Genomic DNA, 12183 nt, shown 5'->3' on the forward strand with positions numbered 1-12183 from the left:
TTTATAAAGTTTGTTCTAGAAAAAATGAAATTAAAATAATGGCAAGCAGTAGTTTGTAGTTTACTATTTGCAATGGTGCTAACAAGACCAACAGACTCCAGACTAGCATAACTAGTATAAATAAAGTGAGTATACCCGCCGCTATACCAAGTGCATATATAGCAAAAACAGTACTAAGTATAAAAAAAACTATAGTTGTTATTTTTGTTATTTTACTATTAGAATGTAACCAAAACAACAATTTTGTTTCTTTAGTAATTACAGCGCGTTTAGAGGTACTGTAGGCTAAAAAACAAGCAATGCTTGTTACTAAAATTAATAAGCTCATTTGTATAATTTTATAATACTTAGAAACACCTTAGCCAAGTAAAAACTAGACTAAGGTGTCATTGCAAAAACTGACTTAAACTATCTTTTTAAAACTTATAGGTAAAGTTTGCCAACAATACTCTTGGTTGTTGTGGCGTAATGGTTGTCCATCCTTTGTAATACGTTTCATTAAACATATTATTAAGCTTTAACCCTACTCTATATTTATCTGCTTGGTAAAAAACAGATGAATTGTAAATGGTGTAGCTAGGCAAGTCAAAAGTTCCCCCAGGACCATAATTAATAATAGAACTTTCACTAGCTCCATTTAATCCAAACCCAACTCCAAAACCATCTAAGTTCCCTTCTTGAAACTCATAATTAGTCCAAAGGTTATATAAAGTTTCTGCTCCTGCTTCTATAGGACGTGTTCCTGCTAAAATTGCATTATCTGTTTTTGTAATTTCACTATCGTTATTACTAAAACCGGCTTTAATATTTAATCCGTTAATAGGGTTTGCATTTATTTCGATCTCTATACCTTTACTTTCTACTTCTCCGTCTTGAATTTTATTAAAAGCAGATGTTGGGTCTGTCATTACTTTATCAGACACTGTAATGTCATAATAACTAACCGTTGCATTTAACCTTCCGTTAAACAAGTTGGTTTTTAATCCAAATTCTAATTGGTTTGCTTGTTCAGCATCAAATGTCTTTAACGTTTGTGGTCCATCTGCAGGATCACCAACTAAACTAGGCGCTACGTTTGTAAATCCATTTTGATAATTGGCAAAAACAGATAGTTTATCCAGTATTGGTTGGTATAAAACACCAAACTTAGGAGACAATGTTGTTTGTGCGTAATCATCTGCATCTGTAGTAATATCACCCTCATTATCAAACCTATCTACACGTAAACTTGCCATTGCAGATAAAGCTGGCGTAATATTTAAAACATCAGACACATAAGCACTATATGTACTTGTTTCAGATTTAATATTGTTTGCTGTTTGTGATGCCAATACAGACAATACACCTGCTTCTGTTAATGGGTATGCATCCGTTTCTACATCTGGTGTAAAAGGATTATCGCCATTAGTATCTCCGTTTGGTAATACATTGCCATAAAAAGCAAAACCAGAACCTTGATTTATGTTTGTAGCTTGGTAATAATCTAAACCAGCTACTATTCTATTACGTAGCGTACCTAATTTAAAGTCGCCTATAAAATTTTGCTGAATATCAGTTGTATATGTTTTACTGTTTTCTTTACTTATTTGTCTCGTAAAAGTATTCGGATCTAATATTCCGTACTCATATAAGTAAGAGTAATATCCTTTAGATGATGTATTACTTTTAGATAATATAGTTTGTGACTGCCAAGCATCAGACAACTTATAATCCATTTCTACTCTGTAGTTAGATGTTGGATTTTCAATTGATAAATCGTTAGATGTGTAAGACAATTTATTATTATACCCCATTTCTTCAACAGTTGTAGATGCAGATACTGCTGCTCTATTTAAGAACAACGATGTTGCATTTGTTTGTTCAGCCTCTGAAATTTCAGCATAAAGAGAAAAAGATAATTTATTGTTTACACGATATGATAATGATGGTGCTACAAAAAACGACTTTTTAAAGCCAGCATCTTGGAAACTATCTTCTGTGTGGTATGCTGTATTTAATCTAAAATAGATATCGTTATTTTTATCTAAAGCAGTATTAAAATCTGCAGAAAGTACAGATAAACCATAAGAACCTGCTGTTAAGGATATTTCTCCTCCATATCCTTTGTAAGGCTTTTTAGTTACTGTATTTATTAATCCTCCGTAAGATGTTACAGAGCTTCCAAATAATGTTGCAGAAGGCCCTTTTATTACCTCTATACGTTCTATATTAGCTGCGTTTATAGTACCGTTTGTTAAACCTGGCATACCATTTACCAACTGTGGTTGTACACTAAAACCTCTAATACTGTAATATCCAGATCCGTCTCCACCACGCCCTGTAGAACTCCATAATTTATCTACACCAACAGCATTTTTTAAAGCATCATCAAACTTTGTTGTAATTTGTGACACAAGCAAATCAGATGTTATAGTATTATAAACCTGTGTGTTTTCTAAATCTTTTAAAGGGAGTTTAGCAACGTATGCTGTTGACTTTCTAGAAAACTTGTTTACACGTTCGCCATTAACAATTACTTCTTTTAAAATTTCATTTCCCTCATAAAGCTTAATTGTATCTATATTGTTTTCTACATTACCTGCAATTGTAACTACAAGCTCTTTAGTCTTAAAACCAATATAAGATACTTGTAATGTATATGTACCTGCCTCTACATTTTGGATACTATATGCTCCATCAAAATCTGTTTGTGATCCCAAACCTGTACCTACTACAGAAATATTTACACCCATTAACGGACTATTGTCTACGTCTGTTACTTTACCTGTTAGTTTATTATTTTGTGCTTTAGCGCTTACTACGGCTACAAATAACAGTGCTAACGTCATCAAATTTTTCATTATCTTTATTTAGATTGATTTAAAATAATTTTTTGTTTTGCAAACATATTGCAACAAGTAATACAAAGCAAGCTTATTCATATTAAATCTAAATAAACTTAATGTATACAATATTATTCAACTAATTATGCAACCTATGTTACATAACTATCACCCTAAAAAACAGAAATTTGTAGTCTATTTATATGATGGTTACTAACTATTGTTTAATTTTGATAGTACTATGATTCAGGAATTAAAAAACAGCTACGGAACTCTATTTGAAGAAGAATTGCTTCAAGAAATTATAGCATCTGCAACTTATAAAGAGGTTCCAGAAGGATTTAAACTTATAGAAATTGGCGATTATGTAAAATCTATGCCATTATTGGTTTCTGGTGCCATAAAAATTTTACGAGAAGACACAGATGGCGATGAGCTACTACTCTACTATCTAGAAAAAGGAGAAACTTGCACTATGACAATGGCTTGCTGTATGGGACAAAAGAAAAGTGAAATTAGAGCCATAGCAGAAACAGATACTAAGCTAATAATGATTCCTATAGAAAAAATGGAAGTTTGGACTGCCAAATATAAATCTTGGAGAGATTTTGTTTTTGAAAGCTACCATAACAGAATTAACGAATTATTGCTAACTGTAGACAGTGTTGCTTTTTTAAATATGGATGAGCGCTTACTTAATTACTTAAAAGAAAAAGTACGAGTAACCAATACTTCTATATTAAAAAATACACACCAAGAAATTGCCTATGACCTGCACAGTTCTAGAGTAGTAATATCTAGACTATTAAAAAAATTAGAAAAACTAGGAAGCATAGAACTACATAGAAATTATATTAAAATACTAGACTTAAACAAAGTGTAACCTAAGTTACTGTACACTAACATAGTGTAACTTAATTTTGTAGTATTAATACTAAACTACAAAGTTATGATTATAGAACAAATATATACAGGTTGCCTTGCACAAGGCGCATACTACATAGAAAGTAATGGCGAAGCTGCTATTATAGATCCTTTAAGAGAAACTTCGCCTTATATTTCTAGAGCAAAGGAAAATAATGCGACTATAAAATATATTTTTGAAACTCATTTTCACGCAGATTTTGTAAGCGGACACGTAACATTATCTAAACAAACCAATGCTCCAATTGTTTTTGGGCCAAATGCAAATCCTACTTTTAAAGCTATTATTGCTAAAGATAATCAGGAATTTAAACTTGGAGAAATTACAATAATAGCACTACATACTCCTGGGCATACAATGGAGAGCACAACTTACCTTTTAAGAGATAAAGAAGGTAAAGACCACGCTATATTTAGTGGTGACACATTATTCCTAGGAGATGTTGGCAGACCAGATTTAGCACAAAAGGCAGGAAAAATTACAGCTCAAGATTTAGCAGGCTATTTATATAATAGTTTGCGTACTAAAATTATGCCTTTAGCAGATACTGTTATGGTATATCCTGCACACGGAGCTGGTTCTGCTTGTGGTAAAAACTTAAGTAAAGAAACCGTAGACACTCTTGGTAACCAAAAGAAAACAAACTACGCCTTACGTGCAAATATGACAAAGGAAGAGTTTATAGAAGAGGTTACTGATGGCTTATTACCGCCACCAGAGTACTTTCCTTTAAATGTAAAAATGAACAGAGAAGGTTATGATGATATAGCTGATGTTTTAAAACGAGGAACAGTAGCACTAGATCCCAATATGGTTGAAACATTAGCAAATACGACTGGTGCAATTGTTTTAGATGTTAGACATCAAGACGACTTTGCAAAAGGACATATTCCTAGATCTATATTTATTGGTATAGATGGTAGTTTTGCTCCTTGGGTTGGTGCATTAATTGCAGATGTTAAACAACCAATTATACTTGTAACTCCAGAAGGTAGAGAAGAAGAAACAGTAACTAGATTATCTAGAGTTGGGTTTGATAATACTTTGGGTGTTTTAAAAGGAGGTTTCTCTGCTTGGAAAAAAGCCGCTAAGGAGTATGATACTGTTAGTACCACCACAGTTAAAGACTTAAAAACTATACTAGATAGCAACACAAAAGTTTTTGATGTTAGAAAAGAAAGCGAATACTTATCTGAACACATGATAGGGACTATTAATACTCCCTTAGATTATATTAACAACTACATTAAAGAATATCCTACAAATAAAAGCTTTTATGTGCATTGTGCTAGTGGCTACAGAAGTATGGTTGCTGCATCTATTTTAAAAAGTAGAGGAATACATAATTTAGTTAATATAAATGGCGGATTTGTTGCTATAAAAGAAAGCGGAATACCTGTAAGTAATTACGTTTGTCCGTCTACGTTATAAAAATTAGTTAGCAAAAGGAGTGTTACTAAAAAACACTCCTTTTTTTTAGGACAAAACCATTAGAATTTTATCTAAAACGATACTGTTTCGGTATCTTTGTTAAACACCCTATTCTTAAATATTGTGCTATGGAAGATATGCTCTTTTATGACAGAATGCAGTTTGCATTTACAATTACATTTCATTATTTGTTTCCGCAATTAACAATGGGCTTGTCCTTATTAATTGTTTATTTTAAATGGAAATTTTTAAGAACTAAGGAAGACACCTACAATGATGCAGCTAAGTTTTGGATGAAAATCTTTGCTTTAAACTTTGCTATGGGTGTGGTTACTGGTATTCCTATGGAGTTTCAGTTTGGTACCAATTGGGCAAAGTTTTCTGAACTCACTGGTGGTATTATTGGTCAGACTTTAGCTATGGAAGGTATGTTCTCTTTCTTTTTGGAGTCGTCCTTTTTAGGCTTGTTTTTATTTGGAGAAAAACTACTTGGACATAAACTTCATTTTTTAACCGGATTTTTAGTGTTTTTAGGTTCCTGGGCAAGTGGTTATTTAATTATTGCTACGCACTCTTGGATGCAACATCCTGTTGGTTACGAAATTCTAGAAAACGGAAAATTTGTTCTTACTAATTTTAGTGCTCTCTTTAGTAATACTTGGCTTCTACCCTCTTATTTTCATAACCAAGCAGCTTCTTTAGTCACAGCTTCTTTTGTTGTTGCTGCCATTGGCGCATTTTACATCTTAAATAACAAACACAGTAATTTTGGGAAGTTATTTTTAAAAACAGGTGTTATTTTTGGCTTTTTTGCTAGCGTTATTGTTGCTGTTCCTACTGGAGATTTAGTTGCAAAAAATGTGGTTAAATACCAACCTGCAACTTTTGCTGCTATGGAAGGTATATTTAAAACAGAAGATGGTGGGTCGGAAATAGTACTTATTGGACAGCCTAATATATTAGAACAAAAATTAGACAATAAAATTGCCGTTCCAAATATACTTAGTTTTTTAACGTACCAAGATTGGAATGCAGAAATTAAGGGTCTTAACGAGTTTGATAAAAGTGTACACCCTACTAACATCCCTGGTTTATATTATGCGTACCATATTATGGTTGGTTTAGGAACAATTTTTATAGGGTTACTACTTTTTGCTGTTGTTCAATTATTCAGAAAAAAACTATATACTACAAAATGGATTTTATGGTCGTTGCTTTTTATGCTTCCTTTTCCGTATATAGCAAATACTATGGGTTGGTACACTGCAGAATTAGGCAGACAACCTTGGTTAGTTTATAACTTACTACGCACAGCAGAAGGTGCATCACCAACAGTATCATCTGGTAATACATTGTTTACACTACTAGGTTTTATAGGTCTATATCTTTTATTAGGCTTATTATTTTTAATGTTAGCAGGTAAAATAATTAATAAAGGACCAGAACTTAAAAAACACTAATTATGGAGCTTTTTTGGTATATCGTTTTAATGACAATGTTAACCATCTACGTTATCCTAGACGGATACGATTTTGGTGCAGGAATTATACATTTATTTTTCGCTAAAAAAGAGAAAGATAAAAAGGCAATTACTAATGCTATTGGTCCGTTTTGGGATGCAAACGAGGTATGGCTTATTGCTGTAGGTGGCGTATTATTTTTTGCATTCCCTACACTTTACGCATCATCATTTAGTGGCTTTTATTTGCCCTTAATTATTATTTTATGGTTGTTAATTTTTAGAGCTATTGGGTTAGAGTTAAGAGGACAAATAAACAATACATTATGGCATACCATTTGGGACAAAGCTTTTGGTATTGCTAGCTTATTATTAGCATTATTTTTTGGCGTAGCACTTGGTAATGTAGTAAGAGGCGTAAATCTTGGTAATGTTGTAGACGGTGTATCTACACACGAGGGGCACTATTTCTTTTTACCATTATGGAATACAACATTTAGTCCGCAAGCAGAAGAGCTAGGCATTATAGATTGGTTTACGCTTTTATTAGGTATTATTGGAGTTGTGTCTTTAGCAATACACGGAGCAAATTGGATTATATTTAAAACTAATTCTGACTTAAATACAAAACTGAGAAAGGTTATTTTTAACCTTAATTTTGTGCTATTAGCATTAGTTGCTGTTTCTATTCTTGTATGGCACGTAATAGAACCTAAGCCTTTTCATAATTTTATAGACAAACCTTGGTTATGGATTTTTCCTATTCTAACCTTTACGGGTCTTTTTGGGTTATTTAAAGTAAAATCATTTAAAAAAGATGGTATCGGATTTATATTTTCGTCGCTATTCCTTTTTGGCGGTATAACAACCACAGTGGCATCAATTTTTCCAAAGGTATTACCATCAACAAATACAATAAACCCCTCTTTAACACTTTACAATACAGCAGCAGATAGTTATGGGCTGGGTGTTGGTGTGTATTGGTTTGCCATAGCTGCTGTACTAGTTGCTGTATATATGTTTATACAATACAAAGTCTTTAAAGGGAAAATGGATGATATTGGCTACGGAGATCATTAATTACCTTTAAGACGTTGCCATAATTCTCCTAGCATTTTTTTAGCTTGGATTCTATTTTTTGGTTTTTCATAAAAAGCAATATCACCATTACCATATGTTTTTATTTCATAGCTAAAAACAAAATCACTAGCATTATAAGCTAAACTTAATGTTCCAAAACGCAAATCGTTATAATAAATAGTACCGTTGTAGCTATCTATAGTATACCATCCTTTACTAATTGCAATCATCCGTTGCATTTTAGGATTGTCTTTTAAATCATCAACTAAAATATGATTTTTATAGTATTTTGAAAATCGAATTGGCTGTGTATCAAAAAACGAATAATGTCCTATATAATAAGCATCATCAGTCTCTACATTAGCTGTCCATAATATGGTGTTTAAAGGAGACGGCTTAGTTTCAATCTCTGTGTATGCTATATTTTGTTCTTCTAATTGTTTTTTAAATTGATAAAAAGCTGCACCTTTTAAAACAAAGGTTAATAGTAAATAACTACTACTTATTATTAAACCAAGTCTATTGTATTTTTTACGTTTTAGACTTTCTTTTTTCTGAAACATTGTTAGAATTAAAAACACCAAAAAAGGAACTGTATATAACGGATCTATTACAAAAATGGTTTTAAATGCCAGTCGGTTTTCTAATGGCCAAAACAATTGTGTTCCCCAAGTTGTATGCGCATCTAAAATAGGGTGTGTTACAAATGCTAAGAAGAAAAGCCAGCACCAACCTTTAAAATCTTTGTATTTCTCGTACCTAGTAACTAACCAAGTAAAAATAGGAGCAAATAAAACAGAGAATAAAACAGAATGTGTAAAACCACGGTGCATTTCTAGCCCGGTAACCGTATCTGTAAAAAAAGAAACAAAAGTATCTAAGTCCGGAATTGTACCAGCTATAGCACCATAAAGCATTGCTTTATTTCCTATTTTTTTTCCTAAAACGGCTTCGCCAACAGCGGCACCTAATACAATTTGTGTTAAAGAATCCATACTATAATTTAAAGAATGGTAAATCTAAACAATTAAACTTGTTTGTATATAAAATATATAATCTACGGTCTTTAGTAACCTAGGTTACTTACAATACCAATTAAAAGAATTTACTTTGCCACTTAATAGAACTAAAATTAAAAAATGAACGCAATAATGCAACCTTGGCCTTGGTATGTTTCTGGCCCGCTAATTTCCTTAGTCTTATTTTTATTGCTTTGGGTTGGCAAAAATTTTGGAATGTCTTCTAACCTTAGAACATTATGTACTATTTGTGGTGCAGATAAAACATCTGACTTTTTTAAGTTTGATTGGAAAGCACAACGATGGAATTTAGTGGTTGTTCTAGGTGCCATTATTGGTGGTTTTATAGCTTCTACCTTTTTAACAGATACTGCAGTAGTGAATATAAACCCTGAAACTGTAAAAGATTTAAAAGAACTAGGTTTCTCTAGTGCTGGTAATGCGTATTTACCAACAGAACTATATAGTTTAGATGCGTTAACAGATATTAAAAGTGTACTAATTTTAGCTATTGGCGGACTTCTAGTGGGTTTTGGAACTAGATATGCTGGCGGTTGTACTTCTGGACACGCAATATCTGGACTAAGCAACTTACAGTTGCCATCTTTAATAGCTGTAATTGGCTTTTTCATTGGCGGTTTAATTATGATTCACCTACTATTCCCTTTAATTTTTTAAGACTATGAGAACCCTATTATATTTACTTATCGGAATTTTCTTTGGTATTACAATGTTTAAATCAGAAGCAGCATCGTGGTTTCGTATATACGAAATGTTTCAATTTCAGTCTTTTCATATGTACGGCATAATGGGCTCTGCTCTTGCTATAGGCATTGTTGTAGTACAATTAATTAAGCGCTATAAACTAAAATCTATTTACGGCGAAAGAATACAGTTTATTCCTAAAAACAAAAGTATTAGCAGGTACTTAATTGGTGGTATTATTTTTGGTTTAGGTTGGGCTCTTGCAGGTGCTTGTCCCGGTCCTATGTTTACATTAGTAGGCGCTGGCTTTGCTCCTATTTTAATTGTAATTGTTTTTTCTGTACTAGGAACATTTTTATACGGTGTTTTAAAAGATAAATTACCCCATTAATTCTATAGTTTAATGTTTTATTGAAATCAACATCAAACTATAAACATATAATTTTTAAACAAAAAAGGCTTCATTTTACAATGAAGCCTTTTTTTTATATGTGAGTTTGATAATTTTTGTATTAATACCTACTTACTCTTTATCTATAACTAAATGCTCTATAAAGAATTCCATCATTCTTCTAGTATCCATAGCTGTATGTCCTTTATCTGGACCTATTTGTACTTCAAAACTCTTACCCGCATCTTGTAATGCTTTTATAAATTGTAGCGAGTTTGCTGGGTGTACATTGTTATCACTAGTACCAAAGAAAATCATTAACTCTCCTTTTAAGTCTTTAGCCATAGTAATTAAGCTACTTGCCTCGTACCCTTTTTTGTTTTCTTCTAACAAGCCCATATAACGCTCTGTATAAACGTTATCGTAATTACGCCAATCTGTTACTGCAGAATTTGCCACTGCTGCATGAAAAACCTCTGGGTAACGTAATAATAAGGTTGCAGATGTAGTACCCCCGTAAGATGTACCATAAACACCAACTTTATTTTTATTAAAGTAAGGTCTATTGTATAAAGATTTTATACCTGCTGCAAAATCGTCCATTTCTGTAAAACCTAAGTTTTGGTATAAATTATCTAACAATCTTTTACCTCTACCTTTAACGTTTCTACCATCTACTTCCGCTACTAAAAATCCAAATTCTGTTAATGCATTAGGCGTTGTAAAACGCTCCGTAAACTCATTAGTTGCAGGACCACCGTAGTTACTTAAAAGAAGTGGGTATTTTTTGCTTGGATCAAAATTAGAAGGAAAATGTAAAAATCCGTGTAATTCTGTTTTTCCGTCTGCAGATGTAAATGTAAATGCTTCAACAGTTTTTAAACCTAATTTTTTAAAATCTGATACGTCTGATGTACCAACTTCTGCTACCTTTTTACCTTTAATACTCATTAAATTAGTAACTGGTGCAACATTATGTGTTTCTGCTACATCTACAAAATAAGCATTATTTGGTGCTAAGTATACTGTGTGGTTAAATGCGGGATCTGTTAATCTCTTATCTCCAGAACCATTTAATTTTACACTGTGTAACTGTATTTTCATATGGTTTTCTCCACTACGTGCTGTGTAATAAAACATCTTTTTAGCTTCGTCTACACTAACAATACCGTCTACTTCAAAATTATGTTTTGTTAATTGCTTTACCAGTTTACCACTAAAATCATATAAATAATAGTTGTTAAAACCAGAACGTTCTGATGCCCAAATAAACTGTTTCCCATTTTTTAAAACGTGCATTTCTGGGCTATTTTCTGTATAACTTGGCAACCACTCTTCTCTAATTACCGTTCTAGAAACTCCTGTATTTGGGTTAGCTGCTCTAAGTTCCATAACATTTTGCTTACGGTTGGTACTGTGGTATAGTAATTCTTTACCATCTGGTGTCCAACTAATATCGTAAATATATGTACCTAAATCACCATCATTATATGGTTTACCTTCTCTTAAATCTAATGGTGTAATTTTCTTTGTTTCTAAATCGTACACCATTAAGTCTACAGGTAAATTTTTAGCACCAACTTTAGGATATGCTTCAATTTCTACAGAATCTTGTATTTGTGTTTGATTGTATAATACGTAGTATTTTTTAGACTCTTTTTCATCAAACTTATAAAAAGCAACTTTTTTACTATCTGGAGACCACCACATTGCTGTGTTCTGACTCAATTCTTCTCCATAAACCCAAGTAGCAATACCAAATTTTAATTGATTTTCTTCATTACCTTCTGTTGTTATAGCAACAACATTGTTACCATCTGCATTACTAAAAAACATATTTCTGTCTTTTGTAAAAGCCTTGTACTTTCCGTCTGGAGATTCAGCAGATGCATATTGTCTACCACGAGCTGGTCTGTTTGCCCAGTTTGCGTATCTATCATCTTTTAGTTTTGTTGTAGCTGTAGCTTCTCCTTTACCAATAGTAAACTCTTTAGCTTCACCGTCTTTCATATATTGAAAAGCAGTTCCGGCATCGTTCCATTTTATATATTTTGGAGATGTCTTAACAGAACTTCTAATCTGCGGAGCTATTTTAGTATACTGCTCATAACCAGGCATTTCTTTAAGCTTATCTTGTGCAGATACCACTGTAATTGTACCTAAAGATAGTGCTGCACAAAAAGCAGCTTTAAAAGTGTTCAATTTCATTCTTTTGAGTATTTAATTTGGTTGCTAAATTTACAATTATTAAACTAATTTGTAACTATTACTAAAATTAAGTTCACTTTAGAGCACTATTTCTATCATTTTTTTATTTCTAGCCTCATAAACTTTTAAACTCATAAACCATA

Annotated in this window: 10 protein-coding genes; 6 read left to right on the top strand and 4 right to left on the bottom strand. The window is 32.3% G+C overall.

Annotation, left to right across the window (positions count from 1 at the left end):
* Nucleotide 1: 1 nt before the first annotated feature.
* Both BT107_RS04620 and BT107_RS04625 read right to left on the bottom strand, forming a co-directional pair.
* Entirely contained in the window at nucleotides 2–328 is a 327-nt protein-coding gene (locus tag BT107_RS04620; protein WP_072302569.1) for a hypothetical protein, read from the bottom strand.
* Between the two features lie 88 nt (nucleotides 329–416).
* A complete protein-coding gene (locus tag BT107_RS04625; RefSeq protein ID WP_084639116.1) occupies nucleotides 417–2828 on the bottom strand; it encodes a TonB-dependent receptor in 2412 nt (803 codons plus the stop codon).
* A 235-nt stretch (nucleotides 2829–3063) separates the two neighbouring features.
* On the opposite strand from BT107_RS04625, the gene BT107_RS04630 reads away from it, so the two are divergent.
* The 4 genes from BT107_RS04630 to cydB all read left to right on the top strand — a co-directional run bounded on the left by BT107_RS04630 (nucleotide 3064) and on the right by cydB (nucleotide 7717).
* Entirely contained in the window at nucleotides 3064–3705 is a 642-nt protein-coding gene (locus BT107_RS04630) for a Crp/Fnr family transcriptional regulator (protein ID WP_072302571.1), read from the top strand.
* Between the two features lie 66 nt (nucleotides 3706–3771).
* Entirely contained in the window at nucleotides 3772–5178 is a 1407-nt protein-coding gene (locus tag BT107_RS04635; protein ID WP_072302572.1) for an MBL fold metallo-hydrolase, read from the top strand.
* Nucleotides 5179–5306: 128 nt separating this feature from the next.
* Nucleotides 5307–6638, top strand: coding sequence for a cytochrome ubiquinol oxidase subunit I (locus tag BT107_RS04640; RefSeq protein WP_072302573.1), 1332 nt, complete (start codon nucleotides 5307–5309; stop codon nucleotides 6636–6638).
* A gap of 2 nt (nucleotides 6639–6640) precedes the next feature.
* Nucleotides 6641–7717, top strand: a complete 1077-nt coding sequence (gene cydB / locus BT107_RS04645) for a cytochrome d ubiquinol oxidase subunit II (protein ID WP_072302574.1) — start codon at nucleotides 6641–6643, stop codon at nucleotides 7715–7717.
* On the opposite strand, the gene BT107_RS04650 is transcribed toward cydB, so the two are convergent.
* On the bottom strand, nucleotides 7714–8712 hold the full coding sequence (locus BT107_RS04650; protein WP_072302575.1) for a metal-dependent hydrolase: 999 nt from the start codon (nucleotides 8710–8712) through the stop codon (nucleotides 7714–7716). The two genes, cydB and BT107_RS04650, sit on opposite strands and share 4 nt — an antisense overlap.
* Before the next feature lie 144 nt (nucleotides 8713–8856).
* On the opposite strand from BT107_RS04650, the gene BT107_RS04655 reads away from it, so the two are divergent.
* Together BT107_RS04655 and BT107_RS04660 are read left to right on the top strand one after the other, a co-directional pair.
* Entirely contained in the window at nucleotides 8857–9414 is a 558-nt protein-coding gene (locus BT107_RS04655) for a YeeE/YedE family protein (RefSeq protein WP_072302576.1), read from the top strand.
* A gap of 4 nt (nucleotides 9415–9418) precedes the next feature.
* A complete protein-coding gene (locus BT107_RS04660) occupies nucleotides 9419–9832 on the top strand; it encodes a YeeE/YedE family protein (protein ID WP_072302577.1) in 414 nt (137 codons plus the stop codon).
* Nucleotides 9833–9964: 132 nt separating this feature from the next.
* On the opposite strand, the gene BT107_RS04665 is transcribed toward BT107_RS04660, so the two are convergent.
* On the bottom strand, nucleotides 9965–12040 hold the full coding sequence (locus BT107_RS04665; protein WP_244543095.1) for a S9 family peptidase: 2076 nt from the start codon (nucleotides 12038–12040) through the stop codon (nucleotides 9965–9967).
* Between the last annotated feature and the right edge of the window lie 143 nt (nucleotides 12041–12183).

This window comes from Cellulophaga fucicola, from assembly GCF_900119145.1.
Classification (GTDB): domain Bacteria; phylum Bacteroidota; class Bacteroidia; order Flavobacteriales; family Flavobacteriaceae; genus Cellulophaga; species Cellulophaga fucicola.

Coding starts and splice junctions, on each gene's coding strand:
- BT107_RS04640 (WP_072302573.1), top strand. CDS start 5,307: ATGGAAGATATGCTCTTTTATGACAGAATGCAGTTTGCATTTACAATT.
- cydB (WP_072302574.1), top strand. CDS start 6,641: ATGGAGCTTTTTTGGTATATCGTTTTAATGACAATGTTAACCATCTAC.
- BT107_RS04650 (WP_072302575.1), bottom strand. CDS start 8,712: ATGGATTCTTTAACACAAATTGTATTAGGTGCCGCTGTTGGCGAAGCC.
- BT107_RS04630 (WP_072302571.1), top strand. CDS start 3,064: ATGATTCAGGAATTAAAAAACAGCTACGGAACTCTATTTGAAGAAGAA.
- BT107_RS04620 (WP_072302569.1), bottom strand. CDS start 328: ATGAGCTTATTAATTTTAGTAACAAGCATTGCTTGTTTTTTAGCCTAC.
- BT107_RS04665 (WP_244543095.1), bottom strand. CDS start 12,040: ATGAAATTGAACACTTTTAAAGCTGCTTTTTGTGCAGCACTATCTTTA.
- BT107_RS04655 (WP_072302576.1), top strand. CDS start 8,857: ATGAACGCAATAATGCAACCTTGGCCTTGGTATGTTTCTGGCCCGCTA.
- BT107_RS04635 (WP_072302572.1), top strand. CDS start 3,772: ATGATTATAGAACAAATATATACAGGTTGCCTTGCACAAGGCGCATAC.
- BT107_RS04625 (WP_084639116.1), bottom strand. CDS start 2,828: ATGACGTTAGCACTGTTATTTGTAGCCGTAGTAAGCGCTAAAGCACAA.
- BT107_RS04660 (WP_072302577.1), top strand. CDS start 9,419: ATGAGAACCCTATTATATTTACTTATCGGAATTTTCTTTGGTATTACA.